Raw genomic sequence first — 19,891 nt, forward strand, 5'->3', positions numbered from 1 at the left:
CCGGCTCAGTCCGCGAGGAACGGCGCGACGGTGGCCTTGGGGCGCCCGATGATCGCGCGGTCGCCGCGGATCAGCACCGGGCGTTGCGCCATTTCCGGGTGCTCGGCGAGCACCTTGGCCACCTGCTCAGCGGTGCGGACGTCGTCGTCGGACAGAGTGCTGCGGTTGAAGTTGGCGTCGCGGCGGACCAGGTCTGTGGGGTGGGCGTCGAGCTTGGCGATCACGTCGAGCCACTCCTCCTCGGTGAGCGGCACCTTGACGTAGTTGCGCACGGTGAGCGCGAACGGCGAGGCCTCTGCCGCCTCGAGCGCGGCGCGCGACGTGGAGCAGCGCGGGTTGTGGAGGATGGTCAGCTCTGACATGGTCGCCCCTTCTCTCTGGTCACCGCCAACCTACCGCCCGCCCGTGACAAGCCCCGGGATAACAATCCGGTTGCTGTTGCCCGCGGCGCCGGTCCGGCCGGAGCCCACGGCGCCAGACTTGGGGGATGAGGACACGGTCAATGCTGATGGTGCTGCTGCTGCTGCTCGCCGGGATCGGCGTCGTGAGCTGGCAGCAGGCCCCGCGCGCCGCCGCGTGCAGTTGCGTGGCGCAGTCGGTCACCGAACACGCCGAGAGCGCGGATCTCGTCGCCGAGGGCATCGTGGTGGGCGTGGACCGGCCCGAGAACCCGCAGAGCTCCATGGACGACGCGACCTACACCGTCGAACTCACCCGCTTGTGGAAGGGCCCGGAGGCCCCGCAGGTGGCCGTCCTCTCCCCGGTCAGCGGCGCGAGCTGCGGCCTGGAGGGCCTCTCCGAGGGCATGACCATCGCGCTGTTCTCCCGCGACGACAACGGCGTGTGGCGCTCGGACCTCTGCGACGGCACCGGCCCCATGAACGACGCCATGGCGGCGGAACTGACCACCGCGCAGGGCGAGCCGAGGGTGCTCACCCCGTCGGCCGACTCCTCGACTGCACCCTCCCCCGGCCCCGACAACGGCAGCCCGGCGGTCCTCTACACGGCGCTGGGGGTGGCAGCGGTCGCGTTGCTGGCGCTGGTCGTGCTCGGTTGGGTGCGCCGCCGTCGATCCGACTAGACGGCCGCCGGCGGTGCGGTCCAGCGCTGCTTGAGCCAGCGCCACCCGCGTCGGATCCTGGCCATCATCGCCAACGCGAGCCAGATCATCAGGGCCAGCAGGACCGCGGCGACGACCGCGGCCAGGACGGGGAACAGCACGGCGAGGGTGGTGACGCCGACCACCCCGATGTCGCCGGCGACCGAGGCCGTCACGTTCGAGACCGGCTCCGGTGAGCTGTTGACGGCCAGCCGGATCCCCGCCTTCGAGAGGTGGCTGAGCAGGGCGGTGACGCCGCCGACGGCGGCGAGCGAGATGGTGAGGAGGTCGCCGTTGGCGCCCGCGATCAGGGCGCCGATCACCGCGCCCGCCACCGGGCGGATGACGGTGGAGGGCACGTCCCAGACCGAATCGATGACCGGTACCTTGTCGGCGACCAGTTCCACCAGCGCGAGGATGCCCATGACGATCAGGACGTCGGTGCGCTGGAAACCCTCAGGGACACCGCCGGTGTTCAGGAAGCGCCCGAGGATGCCGAGGATGAACACCGTGGCATACGCGTTGATGCCCGAGGCCCAGCCCGAGGCGAAGGTCATTGGCAGCAGTTCCATGCGTTGAAGTATGCGGCGCGGGCACGGTCAGCAACAGGTCTGCAGGCCGGGATCAGGGGGAAATGGGGGCCGGCTCACTCCTCTTCGGGGGTCCAGTCGGCCGGCATCTGGACGAGCAGCCCACCGTCCTCCACCTGCACCAGGAGCGAGGTGATCTCGCCGAAGTGGTCGCCGTCGAGTTCGATCTCCTCCGGCCGGTGGAAGGTGATCTCGATCTCGCGGCACTGCTGGTAGTTCAGCTCGCGGCTGCGGTCGCGCTGCTTGCGGACGAATTCGCTGCGGGTGCGGTGCAGGATGGCGTTGTCCACCAGCACCTTCCAGGCGACCCTGGGCCAGCCGAAGACACCTCGGGGAAGGACCCCGACCACGTCGAGCACCCCGTCGTCGACGGCCGCGTCCGGCAGCAACAGCACGTTGCCTCCGATGGAACCGCAGTTGCCGATCAGGATGGTGTGCAGCCGGGCGCGCTCGGGTTCGGATTCGTCGAGCCGGTACGTGAGCCGCATGCGGTGGTTGCGGAACACCGCCTCGACGCCGGCCTTGACGTAGGCGAGCATGCCCACGCGCTTCTTCAACTTCTCGTCGGTGGTCGACATGATCTGCGCGTCGAGCCCCACCCCCGCGGCCACGAGGAACACGCGTTCCTCGGTGTCGCCGTTGGGGCGGACCCAGTGGGCGATGCCGAGGTCCACCTTGCGGGGCTTTCCGTTGAAGGCCGCGTCGACGGACTCCGGCAGATTGTCGAGGGTGAGGTCCAGGTTGCGGGCGAGCAGGTTGCCCGTGCCCTGCGGCGCGAGCGCCAGCGGCACCTTGCTGCCGCGCAGCCCCTCGGCGACGCAGCGGATGGTGCCGTCGCCGCCCACGCCGAGTACCACGTCCACGCCCTTCTCGACGGCCTCCCGCGCCATCCCGACCCCGGGGTCGTCCTCCTCGGTCTCCAACCAGAGGACCTCCCCCCAGCCCGCTTCGGCGCGCGCCGGCTCGACAACCGCCTCGAGGTCGGCGCGGTCGATCTTGGTGGGGTTGAAGATCACGGCGAGAGTGCTCATGTCCCTAGTGTGGCCCTTCCCGGGGCGGCTGGGGTCGATCGGCCACGGCCTCAGTCCTCCCACACCGGCACGTCGCGGGGCTCGAGGACGCCCTCCTGAAGCACCACGATGGCCCAGGGCTCCACCGTGGTGGCCCCGTCCACGATCATGCCCTCGCCCTCCTGCCAGTAGTTGTGCGCGGGCTCGGCCCACGACGCGGTGTCGATGAGGCGGCGCAGCACGCACCCCTCGGCGGGCACCGGCAACGTGAACTCGATGGGGTGCTCGGCCATGTTGAGCAGCACCCAGAAGTCGTCGCCGGGGTTGTTGATGCGCACCGCCACCGCCCGGTGGCCCTCCTCCGGGTAACCGTCGCCCGTCGGCGTGGAGAACAGGTAACTGACGTCCCTGTTGTCGGGGATGAGGTCACCCCAGTGGGTCTGCTGCAGCGACTCGTGACGCTGCCGGAGATTGGCGATGAAGGTGGCGAACCGGAACAGCGAGTTGGCATCGTCCTGGTTGTCGAAGCGCCCGAAGTTGTCGTGGTAGGCCGCGTCGACGCCTGCCTCGACGTCGACGAGGTGGGGCGCCGCCGTCGGGATCATGGCGTAGTTGTTCAGCATGGCCAGCGAGTCGAGCTCCCAGGGGTTGTTGTTTCCGTTCTGGGTGCGGCCGAACTCGTCGCCGGCCACCACCATGGGTACCCCGCGGGAGAAGAACAGGATGGTCCACAGGTTGCGCACCCGCTGGCGGCGCAGCGCCTGGGAGCCACCCGAATCCCAGGACAGGTTGTTGTCGGAGCCGCCGTCGGAGGGCCCGAACGGGTACGGCTGGTCGTTGTTCTTCTCCTGGTAGCTGACGAGGTCCACCATGTTGAAGCCGTCGTGCGCATCGACGAAGTTGATGGACTTCTGGGCGCCACCCGAATCATGGAAGTGGTGGTAGTCGCCGTTCATCATGTCGAGGAAGTCACGCATGTTGGCGTCGCCCTTGCTGAAGCGGCGGACCGCGTCGCGGTACCGGCCGTTCCATTCGCCCCAGCCGCGCGGGAAGTTGCCCACCTCGTAACCCCACAGGTCCCACGCCTCCGCGATGACCTCGATGTGCTCGCTGGCGGCGAAGTCGGCGATCGCCACCAGCAACGGGTGGTCCGTGAAGAACCGCCTCTGGTTGGCCCAGTCCTCCGGGTGCGCCTCGTCGGGCTTGCGGCCCAGCACGGTGGCCAGGTCAAAGCGGAACCCGTCGACGCCCATGTCCGTGGTCCAGTAACGCAGCGACTCCAGCACCAGCTGGCAGGCGGCGTCCGACGAGAAGTTGAGCTGGTTGGAGGTGCCGGTGGCGCCGTCGACCAGCACGTAATCCGCAGTCATCTGGTAATAGTCCGCCGTGGCGAAGCCACCCAGCGAGGTGAAACCGGTGCTGTTGACGTCGCCGTCCCAGTTGCCGCCCTCGGCCGTGTGGTTGTAGACGACGTCGAGGTAGACCTCCATGCCGACGGAGTGGAAGGCCGAGACCATCTCCTTGAACTCGCGCGTGGGGCCGCCGTAGCTCTGGTCCGACGAGTAGCCGCGGTGGGGCGCGAAGTAGCTCAGGGTCATGTAGCCCCAGGCATTGGTGTAGCCGCGGCGGGCGGATTCCGACGCGTTGGTCTGCTGCAGCGGGAGCAGTTCGACGGTGGTGAAGCCCAGCGCCTTCAGGTAGGGCGCCATCATGCCGGCGCCCTTGTAGGTGCCGCGGTACTCGTCGGGGATGCTCTCGACGCCTTCGTAGCCGGGCTCGTCCTTCAGCAGTTCGCCCAGGCGGCAGACGGACGGGTGCCCGGTGAGCTGCGGCACCGAGACCTCGTAGATGGACGACTTCTCGGCGGGCAGGCGCGGCTTCTCGGCGATGGGCGTGTAATCGGTGATCACGATGCCCTTCGGGGCCTGGCGTGCGGTGTCGACCGAGCGCCGCGTGGGCAGCGGTTCCTCGGGCTCGACGTCCTCAGCCGCCGGGGTGGGGTCCACCTCTGCCGGGCCGGTGCCGAACACCTCATCGTTGCCGTGCTCGAGGATGCTGTCGGAGAAGACGTTGTGGCTGATCTCGCGCGCATAGGGGTCGAACAGCACCTTGTTCGGGTTGAACCGGTTGCCGTCCTCGTCCATGTCCGCCTCGAAGCCCTCCTCCGTGCCGGGCTCCCAGGTCTCGACATAGGGCCAGTTGCGGCCCCAGACCCGGTAGCCGTACAGCGCCCCGAGGGGGAGGCCCTGGATGTTGGCGCGCCAGATCCCGTCCGGCCCCTTGGCGGGGAGGAAGGTGTGGGACGCGTCGGCGCCCAGTGCCTCCGGGTAGATCTCCAGTTGGACGCGGGTGGCGGCCGGGGCGTAGACGGCGAACGTGATGCCTTCTGCCGAAGGGCTTGCTCCGAGCGGCCAGTCCGCAGTGGGCCAGCCGGGTTCGTCGAGTGCGATGATCATCTCCCGATTGTGACAAACCCTGGGGTCGCCGGGTGAAACGGCCAGCATCCTGCACCGAGCCGGTTCCTGCGGGGCCCACAGAAAAGCGTGAGAAAATGCCCTCGTGCATCCCGTCCTGGCCGTGAACAAGCCTCCGGCCGCCTCACGTTCGCCTTCCGCGCTGCAGTGGCCGTGGCGGGGCCAGTGCTCGTGACCACCCCCGAGTCAGGCTCCGCCGAGACGTGCAGCGCGCCGCGGATGAGCTGCGTGAAGATGCGCGCGCCTTTACGCTGAGAGACGTGAAGCATGTTTTCTGGGACCTGGGCGGGACGCTCGTCGACACCTACCCGGCGCTCGACGCGGCCTTGGCCGACGTGGTGCGCAGCCACGGTTTCGAGCTGATGGATTCAGAGGTGGCGATGCTGACGCGCAGGTCGACGGGCGAGGCCATCGCCGCGCTCAGCGGGCGCTTCGACCTGCCGGAATCGGAGTTCGAGGACGCCGAGGCCGCTCTCAAACAGCGGTGGAAGTCGGCTCCCCCGCCCGCCATGCCCGGCGCCCGCGAACTCCTGCGCGACGTGGCCGCAGCGGGCGGCCTCAACCTGGTCGTGACACACCGTGACCGCAGTTCCGCCCAGACGCTGCTCGACGGGCTGGGGCTCGTCGTCGACGACCTCGTCTCCACCTCCGACGGTCACCCGCGCAAGCCTGCCCCGCAGATGTACCGGGTGATGATGGAGCGGCACGGCCTGGACCCGGCGGACTGCCTGAGCGTGGGCGACCGGCCCATCGACGCGGAAGCCGCCATGGCGGCGGGGATGACGGCGGCCACAGTGGAGTCGCCTGCTGCGCCCGTCGACGACGCGGCCGAACACTCCGTCGCCCACCTGGACGACCTGCGCCCGCTCCTGGGCCTCGGTTCGGGGCCGCAAGGGGCCTAGAGGAAGTCGCCCCAGCTGTCGACCTTGTCCTTCAACCGCTCGTAGAGCCCCTCGAACTGGTCCTTCTGACCGGAATCGCTGAGCGCCTGGTCCACCGCGGAGATGGCGTCGCTGGCCAGTTGCTCGTCGCCGCTGCGGAGCGCGCTGGAGAGGTCACGCAGGCCGGCGTCGACGGCCTTGCGCGCCTGGTTGTCGAGGTTGCCGCCGGTGAACGCTTCGCGGACGGCGGCGCTGAGCTCATCGGCCGCTGCCTGCGCAGACTGCGCGGCCCCCTCGATGTCGCCCTGGTCTGGCGGCGGAGGCGCCTGGGTGGCAGGGGGTGCGGTCTCCACGGGCGGTGCCGTCTGCGGCGGGGGCGCCTGAGTGGTGACCGGCGCCGTGGTGGCGGGCGCAGCCGTCGTCGTCGCGGGGACGGGCGAAGGGCTGGGGCTGGGGCTGGGCGAGGGCGTCGGGCTGGGGGACGCCTCGGTGGTCTGCGGGGAGGGTGAGACCGAGGGCGACGCGTCGACGCTCGGGGAGGCCGACGCCGGCACGGCAGCGGTGGGCGACCGGTCCGCCGTGAGCTGCGGGTCCCCGGACAGCAGCCACCAGGCGAAGCCGACCACCATCAGCACGGCCAGCGCGATGAGGCCGATCAACAGGCCGCGCCGGCTGCCCTCTTCCTCTTCTTCCATGGGCAGGAGGACATCGCTGTCCTCGGGCTCTGCGGCGGCCCGGGCCGGCGCGACCACGGGCGCCGCAACCACGTGGCCGGGTGCGTCGGCCGGGTAGGCCCGCATGGGCGCGGGGAGACCCGCGGCCGGCACCACTGCCGTGTCCTCCCCCACCACCACGGGCGGCGGGAGGAGTTGGGTGACGGCTTCGGCGGTCTCGGCGCGCAGCGCCGCCTCGAGGGTGGCCGCATCCGCCGGCCGGGCGTCCGGGTCCTTGGCCAGCATGGCGGTGACGATGGCGGCCAACTGCGGCGGCACGTCGGGACGGGCCTCCTGGATGTTGGGTACCGGCTCCGTGGCGTGGGCCATCATCGTGGACACCGCGGTGGGGCCCTGGAAGGGGGGCCGGCCGGTGATGAGGGCGAACAGCACGCAGCCGAGCGCGTAGATGTCTGCGCGCTGGTCGACCCGCATCCCGCGGGCCTGTTCCGGCGCCAGGTAGGCGGCGGTGCCGATGACGGCACCGGTGGCGGTCAGCGGCGAACCGGAATCTGCCACCGCCTCGTCGATGATGTGGGTGATGCCGAAGTCGAGCACCTTGACCGCACCGTCGGCGGCGCGGGCGATGTTGCCGGGCTTGACGTCGCGGTGCACCAGGCCGGCGTGGTGGGCGGCGCCGAGCGCCGCCGAGACCTGGATCGCAATGCTGCGGATCTCTTCGAACGGGAAAGCGCCGCGGGTCCGCAACTCGTCCGCCAGCGTGCTGCCGGGCAGCAGCTCCATGACGAGGAACGCCCGGTCGTTGTCGACGCCGGCGTCGAAGACGGTGACGATGTTGGGGTGGTTCAGGGCGGCCGTGACGCGCGTCTCCCGGCGGAAACGTTCCGCGGTGACCTCCGCGTCCTCCATCTCCGCGACCACCTTGACGGCGACCTCGCGGTCCAGCACCTGATCCCGGGCGCGCCAGACGGTGGACATGCCACCACGACCGAGCCGCTCTTCGAGGAGGTAGCGGCCGGCGAGGACATACCCCGGGCCGGGTTGGCTGCGCTCCGTCATGCTCCGAGCCTAGCCCCCGTTCCTGTCAGGGGAGGACCTACCGTCTCACGCCCCTTGCCAGGAACGGTTGGCCGGCGGCTCAGTCGTCGTCGACCTCACCGGCCAAGGCCTTGGCCGCGAGGTTCTCCTCCTCGGCCACCTCCCAGACCTCCTTGGCGGCCTGGAAGTTGAGCACGACGATGCCGAGACCGAGGATGAGGTCCGGCCAACCATTGGGCACCAGGGTGAGCGTCAGGAGGCCCATGGCGATGATGCCGATGTTGATGATCACGTCGTTGCGGGCGGCGAGCCAGGCGGCCTTGGTCATGGATCCGCCGTGGTCGCGCTGGCGCAGCAACAGGAACGCGCACAGGGAGTTGACCACCACGGCGCCGCCCGCGGTGAGGATCAGCGACAGGGGATCCGGCGCGTCCGGGTTGGAGAACTTGGCCACCGCCTGCCACAGCGCCGCGGCGGCGGGGGCCAGGATGACCAGCCCCATGACCTTGCCGGCCTTCGCGCGCCGCGCAAGCGGCCAGCCCAGCGCGGCGAAGATCAGCAGGTTGACGGCGGTGTCCTCGAGGAAGTCGACCGAATCCGCGAAGAGCGACACGGACCCGATGGACCACGCCACCGTCGCTTCGATGAAGAAGTAACCCAGGTTCAGGCCCGCCACCACCAGCACGGTGCGGCGGAGCAGGCGGGCTTTGGCGGGGTCGAGCTCGATCACGGGCTGAATGTACTACCGCATGCAATGTCCGCCAGCAGGGGGGCGTCCGCGCGGACCCACACAGGGAGGTCCCCACTGGAGGAGATCTGATGCGGCGGCCGCGTCAGCCTTCCGCGAGCACGTCCTTCATGGACTCCGGGCCCCACGTGAGGATCTGGGCGTTGGGGATGGCCGTGAAGAGGACGGCGTTGCCGTGGCCCACGAAGACCGTCTGGTCCTCGCTGGGCTCGGCGTAGATCTCGTAACCGGCGTCCGCGGCGCTGCTCATGATGGAGTCGATGACGGGCTGGGGGTCCTCGTCGATCATCATCACGGCGGACTGCTCCGACTGGGTCACGATGGTGCTCTCCGGCAGCTTCATGCCCTTCGGCACGGTGACGTCCATGGGCCCGACCTTGATCACCTCGGTCTGGATCTCCCCGGTGAACGCCTCCTCCTCCGGCTGCGGGAGGCCGCTCTGGGTGCCGCCCGCCGGGACGGACGCGGTCACCTCGGGCGCGGGCGTCGGTTCTTCCGAGCCGGTGCAGGCAGCCAGCGAAAGCGCGGCGACAACGGTGACGGCAAGTGCGGCGGGTCTCATCCTCATGGGCGCAATTCTATGCAGCGTCCGGAGGCAGGCCCTCGAAGAGGTCCGTGGCAGGCCCGTCGCCCTGCGGGAACGGCTGCCCGGCACCGAGGAGATAGGCCTCCCCCGCGCCGGGGAGTTCCTGCATGATCGAGAAGAACTGCCAGAACGGGTCCTCCGCGTTGACCTGGCTGCGGTGCGTGAAGAGCGCGCGGCGGCAGATGTCAAGGTACGGCTGCAGCTCGACCACCGCGACGATCTGTTCCGGGTCCGGGCCGAAGCGGCGCTCCGCCTCGTCGTCGCTGTGGTCGTGATCAGCACCCCACAGCTCCAGACCACGCTCGCGGGCGATGGCGTAGGCCTCCGCCCACCGGCTGGTGTTGTGCGTGTTCCAGAGCACCCGCTGCACCTGCCACGGCGACCCCAGATCGGGCCGGTGCGACGGCGTTGCCGCCAGCTGCACGGCGTACATCAGCACGCGGTGGGCCTGGATGTGGTCCGGATGGCCGTAGTTGCCGTGCGGGTCATAGGTGACAGCCACCTGCGGGCGGCGGGTGCGGATGACCTCGACGAGGTGGTCCGCCGCCTCGAGGAGGTCTGCGCGCCAGAAGGCGTTGTCCGGCATCTCGTCGGGCACGCCGGCCCGGCCCGCCTCTGTGGTCACCATGCCGCTGTCGTGGTAGCGGCCGACCCCACCGAGGAAGAGGTGGTCCGTGACCCCGATGACGCTCATGGCCTGCGCAATCTCCTCCTGCCGGTGCACGCCCAACTCCTGCGGGGAGTAGTGCGCCCAGTCGGGCACCAGGATCTCGCCGAGTTCGCCCAGCGTGCAGGTCACGAGCGTGACCTGGGCGCCTTCGTTGAGGTACCGCGCCATGGTGGCGGCGGACTGGCTGGATTCGTCGTCGGGGTGGGCGTGCACGAGCAGGAGCCGGCGATCAGGAAGCATGTCCTTCAGCATAGGCACCGTCAGTTCCCGAGAAGAGCGGCGAACTCCACGAAGTCGTCTCTCTCGACTTTCGTCCGGGAACCCACCAGGGCCTCGGCGAGCTCCTCGGCGCCGGCGCGGACCCGGCGACCCAGCGAGGCGACACCCGGGCCGCCGAAGTCCGACGTCGCGGCGAAGATCGCCGTGCGCATGGTGAGCGCGCCCAGGTAGCTGAAGAGGGGCCGCATGGCGAACTCGAGCATCAACGAATGCCGCTCCGTGCCGCCGGTGGCGGCCATGAGGACCTGCTTGCCCTTGAGCGTGTCCATGTCGAGGATGTCGAAGAAGCTCTTGAACAGGCCGGACATGGAGGCCGAGAACGTGGGACTGACGACGATGAGTCCGTCCGCGGCGGCCACGGCGTCGGTGATGCGGGCCAACTCGCCGGTGGGGAACCCGGTGAGCATGGCGTCGACGATGGGGTGCGCCAGTTCGCGGAGTTCCGCGACGGTGACCTCGAGCTCCTCGCCCCTGGCGGCGAGGGACTGACGCAGCCGGGCGACGATGTCGTCGCTCAGCACGCGGGTGGACGACGGCGACCCCAGGCCGCCGGAAATCACGACGATGCGCTTCATGTGTCTTCTCCTCGGGTCAGAGCTTGTTGTCGTCCTCGGCGCGGGTGCCGGTCCAGCGGTCCACCTGCGGCTCGCCGGGCGCGACCTCCTCGACTGGGCCCCGTGCGGCGAGCATGCTTGCGTGGGTGGGGGCGTCGGGCACGTGGGCCGGCTTGAGCTTGGCGAATTCCTTGCGCAGCACGGGCACGACCTCTTCACCGAGCAGGTCCAGCTGCTCGAGCACGACCTTCTGCGGCAGGCCGGCGTGGTCCATGAGGAACAGCTGGCGCTGGTAGTCGCCCGCGTACTCGCGGAAGCCCAGAACCCGCTCGATGACCTGCTGCGGCGAACCGACGGTGAGCGGGGTCTCGCGCGTGAAGTCCTCCAGCGAGGGGCCACCGCCGTAGACGGGGGCGTTGTCGAAGTAGGGGCGGAACTCGCGCACGGCGTCCTGGGAGTTCTTCCGCATGAACACCTGGCCGCCGAGCCCGACGATCGCCTGGTCCGCGGTGCCGTGGCCGTAGTGCTCGAAGCGGCGGCGGTACAGCTCCACCATGCGCTTGGTGTGCGACGAGGGCCAGAAGATGTTGTTGTGGAAGAAGCCGTCACCGTAGTAGGCGGCCTGCTCCGCGATCTCGGGGGAGCGGATGGAGCCGTGCCAGACGAACGGCGGGATGCCGTCGAGCGGGCGTGGCGTGGAGGTGAAGCCGTGCAGCGGGGTGCGGTACTCGCCCTCGAAGTTGACGACCTCCTCGCGCCACAGCGCGTGCAGCAGCGAGTAGTTCTCGACGGCGAGCCCGATGCCCTCGCGGATGTCCTTGCCGAACCAGGGGTAGACCGGGCCGGTGTTGCCGCGGCCCATCATGAGGTCGACGCGGCCCTCAGCCAGGTGCTGCGCGTAGGCGTAGTCCTCGGCCAGGCGCACCGGGTCGTTGGTGGTGATGAGCGTGGTGGCGGTGGAGAGGAGGATCTTCTCGGTCTTCGCGGCCAGGTACGCCATCAGGATGGGCGGGTTGGCCGGCGCGATGAACGGCGGGTTGTGGTGCTCACCGGTGGCGAACACGTCCAGACCCCTTTCCTCAGCCTTCATGGCGAGCTCGACGGTGGCCCGGATGCGGGCATTCTCGGTGGGCGTCCTGCCCGTGGTGGGGTCGGTGGTGACGTCACCGATGGTGAAGATGCCGAACTGCATGATGTGCCTTTCCTCAAGCTGCTGACACCACCATACAACATAGTTGACTGTTAAACTATTCCCGTGCGCCAGCCCGGCTCACGTCAACGAGCCTGGACAGAGCCCACCGTCGGCATGCTGTTCATCCCCCAGCAAGTGATCCAGATGGCCGGCGTGGGTAGGGTGCACGCGCATTGAGCCCCGCGGCTCAGTGCGGGAAGGCGAATTCGCCGATCACGAAGTATGCCGAGAACAACGCCGGCAGGAGCGGGAGCAGAACCAGCCACGAGGTCTCGTTCCGGCGGAACCACGCGAGGAGCGCGACCACACCGGCGCCGACCATGAGCAGGAACCCGATGCCCGCCAGCACCGGCGGCGGCAGGAGCGAGAACTCGGTGCCGTCATCGAAGCGGAACGGTGTCATCACGGCCAACTGGAACACGGCGATCCCCACCGCCATCAGGCCGAGCGACCACCAGGCAAACGCCGTCTTCGGGCGCAAGGTCATGGGCTCACCACGACGCTCCAGGCTGCCGCCGGCCGCCAGCATCAGGGCCACCAGGCCGACGAGGAACGCGCCCGTGAACACCCACGCGCGGGGTTCCACCGCCGGGACGAAGAACATCGCGACGAAGAGTGCCGCCACGAGGGCCGCCACGTACAGGGCCGCCAGGCCGAGTTTCGAATGCGCGAGTGTTGACATGTCACACTCCCCTTTCACCCGCAGGCGAGGCGCGCGCGCCTCAGTGCGGGAACGTGAATTCGCCGACCACGAAGTAGACCGCGAACAGCGCGGGCAGCAGCGGCAGGAGGACCAGCCACGACCTCTCGTCGCTGCGGAACCACGCCAGGAGGGAGACCACTCCGGCGGCCAGCATCAGGGCGAACCCCGCGATGGTGAAGACCAACATGGGGATGAAGGGGCCCATCTCCGTGGGTTGCCCCGTCCTGATGATCGCCACGTAGAGGCCCGACAGGAACATCGTCGCGACTCCCGCGACGCTGAGCCCGATCGCCCACCACCCCATCCTCGTACGGGGTCGGAAGGCCACCTTCTCGTGGCGCCGGTGAAGGTCATCGAGCGCCACCAGGGCCACGGCGAGCGTCATGGCGAAGAACATCGCCGTGAAGACCCACGCGCGGGTCTCGTCGGAGCGGATGAAGAACATTGCGGCGATCATCGCCAGCACCACACCTCCGACAACAAGCGCAGCTTGTCCGAGCCTCGAGTGCACCATCTCAACTGACATGAGGGCCACCCCCTCTGGGGGATCCGCCGTCGGGTGTATCCCGACTGGTGAGTCAATACTACGCCCGGTAGGAATGTTGCGACAAGGGGTTCCCTTCAGGATGTCGGTGGTCGAGAACCGGCGACAGCGCGCGGTCAGACGACGCGGCGCATCCAGCCGCGCTTGTCCTCCGCACGGCCGTACTGGATGTCGACGAGGTGTTGGCGGATCTCGCGGGTCTTGCTGCCCGGCATGCCGTCAGCCACCTGCTGGGGGCCGCGGTCCGGGGAGTTGAAGCCGGTGATGGGGGTCACGACGGCGGCGGTGCCGCAGGCGAACACCTCGGCGATCTGGCCGCTGGCCACGCCGTCGAGCACCTCGTCGATGGAGATCTTGCGTCCCACGGCCTTGAGGTCATGATCCGCGGCGAGTTCCAGGATGGATTCGCGCGTGACGCCCGGCAGGATGGTGCCGAGGGCCGGCGTGAGCAGTTCGCCGTCGGCCGTCACGAACATGATGTTCATGGTGCCGCACTCCTCCACCCACTTGCGCTCCGCGCCGTCGAGCCACAGCACCTGACCGCAGCCGTTGGCCGCCGCCTCCTCCGTGGCGATCAGGCTGGCGGCGTAGTTGCCGCCGCACTTCGCGGTGCCGGTGCCTCCGGGGGCGGCGCGCGTGTAGTTGGGGGTGATCCAGAGCTTCACGGGCTCCGAGTAGTACGGGCCCGCGGGCGTGGCGATCACGGCGTAGCGGTAGGTGTTGGCCTCGCGGACGCCGAGATAGGGCTCCGAGGCGATCGTGAAGGGGCGCAGGTAGAGGCTCTGCTCATTCTCGCTGACCGGCACCCAGTGGTGCTCCAGCTTCACCAGTTCCTCCACCGAGGCGAGGAAGAGGTCTTCCGGCAGGACCGCCATGCCCAGGCGGCGGGCGGAGTTCACGAAGCGGGCGGCGTTGCGCTCGGGACGGAACAGCCAGATCGAGTCGTCGTCGTGGCGGTAGGCCTTCAGGCCCTCGAAGATCTCCTGGCCGTAGTGCAGGACGGCGGAGGCGGGGTGCAGCGCCCACTCGGTGGTGGGCACGATGCGGGGTTCCTGCCAGCCGTCGCCACTGATGTAGTCGATCACTGCCATGTGGTCCACGTAGTAGCGACCGAAACCGGGGTCTGCGAGCGCCGCGTGGCGGGCTGCTTCGGCGGTGGGGGTCGTGCTGCGTTTGATGGAGAACTGGGCCATGGATGTGATGGTAGCCCCGCCGCACACCGGCGCCGGCGGGGGTCCACTCATCAAACCGCGGCTGAGCACCAGCCCCACTCCATGCCGCACGGCCCAAATCCAGATATGGGGCCGTGGACGACGCCGAATCTAGATGTGGCGCGCGCCCCCCGGCCGACGAGGGGTCGCCGCCACCCGCCCGCCCGGCCTAGGCTGGCGCCATGACCGAACAGACCAGGAGCCCCCGCGCCGTCGACGTGCAGCGCGTGTCGTCCACCGATTTCCGCGCCACCAACGAGCGCGGCGGCGAGATCGCCATCGGCACCGGCGGCGACGACCTCTTCACCCCCGTGGAACTCCTGCTGGCCGCCATCGCCGCCTGCGGATCGATCGACGTCGACATGCTGACCACCCGCCGCGCCGTCCCCGACGTGTTCGCCGTCGAGGCGTCCGGCACCAGCGTCAAGGACGAGACGGGCAACCGCCTGGAGGACATCCGCGTCACGTTCGACGTGCGCTTCCCGGAGGGTGAGGACGGCGACCGGGCCCGCCGGATCCTCGACAAATCCGTCGAGCGCGCCCGAGATTTCCTCTGCACCGTCTCACGCACCGTCGCCCTCGGCACCCCGGTGGAAATGGTCCCGGCCAACCGGGAATGAAATCGCCCTCCCCCGGGTTGGGAGATGGGCAGGGCGGCTGACCGGCCGACCCGAATGAGCACAGGAGCCGTCATGAAAACACTCTGGAAAGCAGTCGCCGCGATAGCAGCCATAGGCGTGATGCTGACCGGCTGCGGCGGCTCCGACGACGGCGCGGATCCCGCAGCGGTGGGCGCGGACCCCGAGGCCGCCATCGAGATCGGCTCCATCTACGAGCCCGGCAACCTCAGCAACACGGGCGGCGGCGGCCAGGGCGTCACCGAGGCCCTGGGCGGCAACGTCTACGAGTCGCTCATCAAGCTGAACGACGACGGCTCCATCAGCAACCTCCTCGCGGAGGACTACGCGGTCAGCGACGACGGCCTCACCTACACCTTCACGCTGCGCGACGGCGTGAAGTTCCACTCCGGCCGCGATGTGACCGCAGCAGACGTGCAGGCCAGCTACGAGGCGGTGGTGGCCGAGGATTCCCAGGCGGCCCGCAAGTCCAGCTTCGCCGTCGTGGATTCCGTGGCGGCCCCCGACGACAAGACGGTGGTCTTCACGCTCAACTCGAAGTCCATCTCGTTCCCGTACTACATGGCCTACGTGTGGATCGTGAACCCGGAACTCGGTGACCCGCTCACAGAGACCGACGGCACCGGCCCCTACACGCTGGACGAGTGGAAGCGCGGCAGCACGCTGAGCCTGGTGCGCAACGACGACTACTGGGGCGACAAGGCCAAGAACGGCCGCGTCACCTTCAACTACTTCACCGACGCCAGCGCCCTGGGCAACGCCCTGCTGACGGGCCAGCTCGACCTGGTCACCACCATCCAGAGCCCGGATTCGCTCGTGCCGTTCGAGGACAACGACGAGTTCCAGATCAGCGAGGGCACCTCGACGGTGAAGGAACTGCTGGCGTTCAACGACCGGGTCGCCCCGTTCGACGACGCCCGCGTGCGCAAGGCCGTCTACTCCGCCGTCGACCGCGAGAAGCTGCTGGGCGCGATCTGGGACGGTCGCGGCACGCTGATCGGCTCCATGGTGCCCCCCACGGACCCCTGGTACGAGGACCTCACGGACCTCAACCCGTACGACCCGGAGCTCGCCGCGGAACTGCTGACCGAGGCCGGCCTGGCTGACGGGTTCGAGTTCGAACTCCAGACCCCGAACTACGACCCACACCCGCAGGTGGCGGAGTTCCTGAAGTCTGAGCTCGCCAAGGTGGGCGTCACGGTCAACATCAAGACCATCACCTCCGACGAGTGGTACTCCAACGTGTTCAAGGAGCGCGCCTTCGAGGCCACACTGCAGGAACACGTCAACGACCGCGACGTGGTCTGGTACGCCAACCCGGACTTCTACTGGGGCTACGACAACGCCGAGGTGCAGACGCTCGTGGCCGAGGCAGAGCAGGCGGATTCGCCCGAGGCGCAGGCGGAGAAGCTGAAGGAGGCCAACCGGATCATCGCGGAAGAGGCCGCCAGCAACTGGCTCTACCTCTTCCCGCAGATCGTCGTGGCGCACAAGGACATCAGCGGGTTCCCGGTCAACGGCCTGAACTCCCAGTTCTTCGTCTACGGCATCACCAAGGGCTAATCTTTGGCAATGATTCAGCGGGAAACCCGAGACGGCGCATGACCAGTTACCTGGTACGCCGGCTCGGGTTTCTGCTGCTCAGCTTCCTCCTGGCGATGCTGCTGATCTTCGTGCTGTTGCGCCTCCTCCCAGGTGACCCGGCCAACGCGCTGTTGTCCGTCGACGCCACGCCGGAACAGATCCAGGCGGCGCAGGAGCAGGTGGGCTCGAACCTACCGCTCGGGGAACAGCTCACCACCTGGCTCTCCGACGTCGCCCGGCTCGACCTGGGCAACTCCTTCATCTCCGGCAGCCCGGTGCTGCCCGACATCGCCCAACGCCTGACCGTCACGCTGCCGTTGACGCTGATCGCCTTCGCGCTGTCGGTGGTCGTCGCCAGCCTGCTGGGCTACACCGCGGCCGTGCGCTCCAACACCCGGCTGGGCGTGCTGCTGTCCGGCGTGGCCCAGGTGGGCATCGCGGTGCCGGTCTTCTGGATCGGCATCCTGCTCGTCTGGCTGCTCGCGCTGGAGCTGCGGCTGTTCCCCTCGGGCGGTTTCCCGCGCACGGACTGGGAGGATCCGCTCGCCGCGCTCACGTCGTTGACGCTGCCGGTGATCACCATCGTCTTCGTGATGAGCGCCTCCCTGACGCGCTACGTCCGCTCCGCCGTGCTGGACGTGCTGGACGCGGACCACCTGCGCAACGCCCGAGCCCTGGGCGCGAGCCCCACCGAGGCCTTCCTCCGTCACGGGCTGCGCAACGCGTCGGTGCCGGTGATCTCCATCCTCGGCATCGAACTGGCGTCCACCCTGCTGGGCGCCGTGGTGGTGGAGGCCGTCTTCAACCTGCCCGGGCTGGGATCCATGCTGACGAAGGCCATCGCGGAGCACGACTACCCCAGCATCCAGGGCGTACTGCTGGTCACCACGCTGTTCGTGCTGCTGATCGGTTTCCTCGCCGACGTGGTGCAGCGCGTCGTGGACCCGCGGCTGCGGGTCTCACTCTCGGGGGCCGACGCATGAGCGCCCCGGTCGAGCTGCCCGCGGCCGTCGTGCCCACGCCGGCCCGCCGTCGGGCGCGGTTGCCGCTGACGCTGCTGGTGGGCACGGCGTTCCTACTCTTCGCCGTCGCGCTCGGGGCCGTCTCCCTGGTGTGGTTGCCGTTCGACCTGGCAGACACCTCCGGCGGACGCCTCGAGGCGCCCGGCGCCCACCACTGGATGGGCACCGACAGGCTGGGCCGCGACACCTTCAGCTTCATCATGGCCGGCACGCGCATCGCGCTGACCGTCGGCGTGGGCAGCTCGGCCATCGCCATGGTGGTGGGCACGGTGATCGGGCTGATCGCCGCGTTCTCCAGGGGCTGGCTCGACGACATCCAGTCGTCGCTGCTCGACGTGCTCATCGCGTTCCCCACGCTGCTGCTGGCCATGCTCATCGGCGCCGCGCAGGGGGCGAGCCTGGGCTCCGCCGTCGTCTCCATCGGGCTGGCGGCCTCCGCCATCGTCGCGCGCCTCACCCGCATCCTCGCCAAGCGGCTGCTGGGCGCGCAGTTCGTCACGGCGGCCCGCACGTCGGGGACCGGTTGGCTGGGCGTCATCCGCTCGCACCTGCTGCCCAACATGTGGCCCACGCTCGTGGTGGCGGGCGCGCTGATCTTCGGGGCCGCCGTGCTGGCCGAGGCGTCGCTGTCCTACCTCGGGCTGGGGGTGCCGCCGCCCAACTCGTCGCTGGGGCGGTTGCTGCAGGAGTCGCAGTCGACGGTGAACTCGGCGCCCTGGGGAGCCGTCGCGCCGGGCGTGGTCATCGTGGTCATCGTGCTGGGCGCCAACTTCGTCGCCGACGGGCTCCGCGAGCGCCTCGACCCGACGCGGAGGGAGCGGGCATGAGCTACCTCGAAGTCTCTGACCTCGCCGTCGTGGCCGGCGGCCGACGGGTGGTGGACGGCGTGTCGTTCGCCGTCGACGCCGGTGAGCGCGTGGGCATCATCGGCGAATCCGGCTCCGGGAAGTCGCTGAGCATCTTCTCGGTGCTGGGCCTGCTACCGCGCGGTCTGCGGGCCTCCGGATCCGTCCAGGTGGACGGGCAGGAGGTCATCGGCGCCTCCGAACGGGCGCTCGCGGGCGTGCGGGGCGCGAAGGTGGCGATGGTGTTCCAGGACCCCTCCACCGCCCTGGATCCACTGACGCGCGTGGGCGCATTCCTCGCCGAGCCGCTGCGCCGACACCGTGGGCTGCGCGGGTCCGGCCTGGAGGCGGCCATCCGGCAGGCCCTCGACGAGGTCGCGCTGCCGTCGACAGACCGGGTGCTGCGGGCCTTCCCGCACGAACTGTCCGGCGGGCAACGCCAGCGCGTGGCGATCGCGGCCGCCCTGGCGTGCCGGCCGAAGATCCTGCTCGCGGACGAGCCCACCACCGCGCTCGACGTGACGGTGCAGGCCGGCGTCCTGGGCCTGCTCGCCCGGGTGGTGGAGGAACACGAGATGGGGCTGCTGTTCGTCTCGCACGACCTCGCCGTCGTCTCGCAGACCGTCACGCGCGCGCTGGTGATGCGCGACGGACGCGTCGTGGAGGAGGGGCCGGTGGAGGCGCTGATCACGGCTCCGCGTGACCCGTACACGCACCGGCTGGTGGGCAGCGCTCGGGCGCTGGACCGTGCCCTGAGCACCGGGAGGCTCGAGTGACAGTCCTCGCGCTGGAGGGCGCCACCTACCGCTACCGCGGGGCCACCGAGCCGGCCCTGCAGGGGCTCGACCTCGCCGTCGACAGGGGGCGGAGCCTGGGCGTGGTGGGCGAATCGGGTTCCGGCAAGACCACCGCGCTGCGGCTGCTGCTGGCACTGGCGTCGCCCAGCGAGGGGCGGGTGCTGTTCGACGGCGAGCCGCTGTCGCTGCGGAACGCCGGGCAGGTGCGGCGGCTGCGTCGCGCGGTGCAGCCGGTCTTCCAGGACCCGTACGCGTCGCTGGACCCGCGGATGCGGGTGGACCGCATCGTGGCCGAGCCGCTGGTGTCGCTGGCGGTGGAGCGCGACGGCGCCCGCCGTCGAGCCCGGGTGGCCGACGCACTGGCGGAGGTGGGCCTGGAGTCCGACGCCCTGAAGCGCTACCCGCACGAGTTCTCCGGCGGGCAGCGGCAGCGCATCGCCATCGCCCGGGCTCTCGTGACCAACCCCGAGGTGCTGATCGCCGACGAGCCGGTGAGCGCCCTCGACGTGACCACGCGTATCGAGGTGATCGCGCTGTTCGACAGGCTGCGGAAGGACCGCGGGCTGAGCATCGTGATGGTGTCGCACGACGTCAGCATCGTGGCCGCGCTGTGCGACGAGACGGTGGTCCTGCAGGACGGCCGGCTCGTCGAATCCGGCCCCACCATGGAGGTGCTGAACGCACCGCGGGAGCCGTACACCCAGGCGCTGATCGCCGCTATCCCGCGGCTCGGCGCCGCCGAATAGGGTGAC

At 69.6% G+C, this 19,891-nt stretch carries 21 protein-coding genes; 8 read left to right on the forward strand and 13 right to left on the reverse strand.

The annotated features are described in order from the left end of the window. Positions 1 to 5: 5 nt before the first annotated feature. Positions 6 to 362: an ArsC/Spx/MgsR family protein gene (locus ACZK4S_RS12950; protein ID WP_076062866.1), complete on the reverse strand. Its 357-nt coding sequence runs from the start codon at positions 360 to 362 to the stop codon at positions 6 to 8. A gap of 125 nt (positions 363 to 487) precedes the next feature. Here ACZK4S_RS12950 and ACZK4S_RS12955 point away from each other — a divergent pair, with 125 nt between their 5' ends. After that, complete coding sequence (locus ACZK4S_RS12955) at positions 488 to 1,081, forward strand: netrin-like domain-containing protein (protein ID WP_463644539.1); 594 nt, start codon at positions 488 to 490, stop codon at positions 1,079 to 1,081. Here ACZK4S_RS12955 and ACZK4S_RS12960 read toward each other — a convergent pair. The 3 genes from ACZK4S_RS12960 to ACZK4S_RS12970 form a co-directional block, all read right to left on the reverse strand. After that, complete coding sequence (locus tag ACZK4S_RS12960) at positions 1,078 to 1,671, reverse strand: DUF4126 domain-containing protein (protein ID WP_076062872.1); 594 nt, start codon at positions 1,669 to 1,671, stop codon at positions 1,078 to 1,080. The two genes, ACZK4S_RS12955 and ACZK4S_RS12960, sit on opposite strands and share 4 nt — an antisense overlap. Positions 1,672 to 1,745: 74 nt before the next feature. After that, a complete protein-coding gene (locus tag ACZK4S_RS12965; protein ID WP_076062874.1) occupies positions 1,746 to 2,720 on the reverse strand; it encodes a diacylglycerol/lipid kinase family protein in 975 nt (324 codons plus the stop codon). Between the two features lie 50 nt (positions 2,721 to 2,770). Next, the gene (locus tag ACZK4S_RS12970; protein WP_463644540.1) at positions 2,771 to 5,155 is read right to left on the reverse strand and encodes an alpha-amylase family glycosyl hydrolase; all 2,385 of its coding nucleotides are present in this window, start codon (positions 5,153 to 5,155) and stop codon (positions 2,771 to 2,773) included. A 278-nt stretch (positions 5,156 to 5,433) separates the two neighbouring features. Between ACZK4S_RS12970 and ACZK4S_RS12975 the strand changes: the two genes are divergently transcribed. After that, positions 5,434 to 6,075, forward strand: a complete 642-nt coding sequence (locus ACZK4S_RS12975; RefSeq protein WP_463644541.1) for an HAD family hydrolase — start codon at positions 5,434 to 5,436, stop codon at positions 6,073 to 6,075. Here the strand turns inward: ACZK4S_RS12975 and ACZK4S_RS12980 are convergent. The 9 genes from ACZK4S_RS12980 to ACZK4S_RS13020 form a co-directional block, all read right to left on the reverse strand. After that, entirely contained in the window at positions 6,072 to 7,787 is a 1,716-nt protein-coding gene (locus ACZK4S_RS12980; RefSeq protein ID WP_463644542.1) for a protein kinase domain-containing protein, read from the reverse strand. The two genes, ACZK4S_RS12975 and ACZK4S_RS12980, sit on opposite strands and share 4 nt — an antisense overlap. A 79-nt stretch (positions 7,788 to 7,866) precedes the next feature. Beyond that, positions 7,867 to 8,496 carry a cation efflux transmembrane domain-containing protein gene (locus tag ACZK4S_RS12985; protein WP_463644543.1) on the reverse strand — a complete coding sequence of 210 codons (630 nt, stop codon included), beginning with the start codon at positions 8,494 to 8,496 and terminating at the stop codon, positions 7,867 to 7,869. Positions 8,497 to 8,599: 103 nt separating this feature from the next. Further along, positions 8,600 to 9,082: a hypothetical protein gene (locus ACZK4S_RS12990; RefSeq protein WP_463644544.1), complete on the reverse strand. Its 483-nt coding sequence runs from the start codon at positions 9,080 to 9,082 to the stop codon at positions 8,600 to 8,602. A 10-nt stretch (positions 9,083 to 9,092) separates the two neighbouring features. Beyond that, positions 9,093 to 10,010 (reverse strand): N-acetyl-1-D-myo-inositol-2-amino-2-deoxy-alpha-D-glucopyranoside deacetylase, encoded by a 918-nt coding sequence (gene mshB / locus ACZK4S_RS12995; RefSeq protein ID WP_463644545.1) that lies wholly within the window; start codon positions 10,008 to 10,010, stop codon positions 9,093 to 9,095. A gap of 20 nt (positions 10,011 to 10,030) precedes the next feature. After that, a complete protein-coding gene (locus ACZK4S_RS13000) occupies positions 10,031 to 10,624 on the reverse strand; it encodes a CE1759 family FMN reductase (RefSeq protein WP_463644546.1) in 594 nt (197 codons plus the stop codon). A gap of 16 nt (positions 10,625 to 10,640) precedes the next feature. Continuing rightward, positions 10,641 to 11,795, reverse strand: coding sequence for an LLM class flavin-dependent oxidoreductase (locus ACZK4S_RS13005; protein ID WP_463644547.1), 1,155 nt, complete (start codon positions 11,793 to 11,795; stop codon positions 10,641 to 10,643). Positions 11,796 to 11,982: 187 nt separating this feature from the next. Continuing rightward, positions 11,983 to 12,477, reverse strand: a complete 495-nt coding sequence (locus tag ACZK4S_RS13010) for a hypothetical protein (RefSeq protein ID WP_463644548.1) — start codon at positions 12,475 to 12,477, stop codon at positions 11,983 to 11,985. A 40-nt stretch (positions 12,478 to 12,517) separates the two neighbouring features. Further along, the gene (locus ACZK4S_RS13015) at positions 12,518 to 13,024 is read right to left on the reverse strand and encodes a hypothetical protein (RefSeq protein WP_463644549.1); all 507 of its coding nucleotides are present in this window, start codon (positions 13,022 to 13,024) and stop codon (positions 12,518 to 12,520) included. Positions 13,025 to 13,158: 134 nt separating this feature from the next. Continuing rightward, positions 13,159 to 14,235 carry a branched-chain amino acid aminotransferase gene (locus tag ACZK4S_RS13020; protein WP_463644550.1) on the reverse strand — a complete coding sequence of 359 codons (1,077 nt, stop codon included), beginning with the start codon at positions 14,233 to 14,235 and terminating at the stop codon, positions 13,159 to 13,161. 200 nt (positions 14,236 to 14,435) lie between these two features. On the opposite strand from ACZK4S_RS13020, the gene ACZK4S_RS13025 reads away from it, so the two are divergent. The 6 genes from ACZK4S_RS13025 (at position 14,436) to ACZK4S_RS13050 (ending at position 19,885) form a co-directional block, all read left to right on the forward strand. After that, entirely contained in the window at positions 14,436 to 14,873 is a 438-nt protein-coding gene (locus ACZK4S_RS13025; RefSeq protein WP_076061355.1) for an OsmC family protein, read from the forward strand. A gap of 72 nt (positions 14,874 to 14,945) precedes the next feature. Further along, a complete protein-coding gene (locus tag ACZK4S_RS13030) occupies positions 14,946 to 16,454 on the forward strand; it encodes an ABC transporter substrate-binding protein (protein ID WP_463644551.1) in 1,509 nt (502 codons plus the stop codon). 38 nt (positions 16,455 to 16,492) lie between these two features. Beyond that, the gene (locus tag ACZK4S_RS13035) at positions 16,493 to 17,458 is read left to right on the forward strand and encodes an ABC transporter permease (protein ID WP_463644552.1); all 966 of its coding nucleotides are present in this window, start codon (positions 16,493 to 16,495) and stop codon (positions 17,456 to 17,458) included. After that, a complete protein-coding gene (locus tag ACZK4S_RS13040; RefSeq protein WP_463644553.1) occupies positions 17,455 to 18,324 on the forward strand; it encodes an ABC transporter permease in 870 nt (289 codons plus the stop codon). The genes ACZK4S_RS13035 and ACZK4S_RS13040 overlap by 4 nt, the downstream gene beginning before the upstream one ends. Beyond that, positions 18,321 to 19,118: an ABC transporter ATP-binding protein gene (locus ACZK4S_RS13045; RefSeq protein ID WP_463644554.1), complete on the forward strand. Its 798-nt coding sequence runs from the start codon at positions 18,321 to 18,323 to the stop codon at positions 19,116 to 19,118. The genes ACZK4S_RS13040 and ACZK4S_RS13045 overlap by 4 nt, the downstream gene beginning before the upstream one ends. Further along, positions 19,115 to 19,885 carry an ATP-binding cassette domain-containing protein gene (locus ACZK4S_RS13050; RefSeq protein ID WP_463644555.1) on the forward strand — a complete coding sequence of 257 codons (771 nt, stop codon included), beginning with the start codon at positions 19,115 to 19,117 and terminating at the stop codon, positions 19,883 to 19,885. The genes ACZK4S_RS13045 and ACZK4S_RS13050 overlap by 4 nt, the downstream gene beginning before the upstream one ends. Positions 19,886 to 19,891: the final 6 nt, after the last annotated feature.

It is taken from the genome of Tessaracoccus zhenghani (assembly GCF_055326325.1).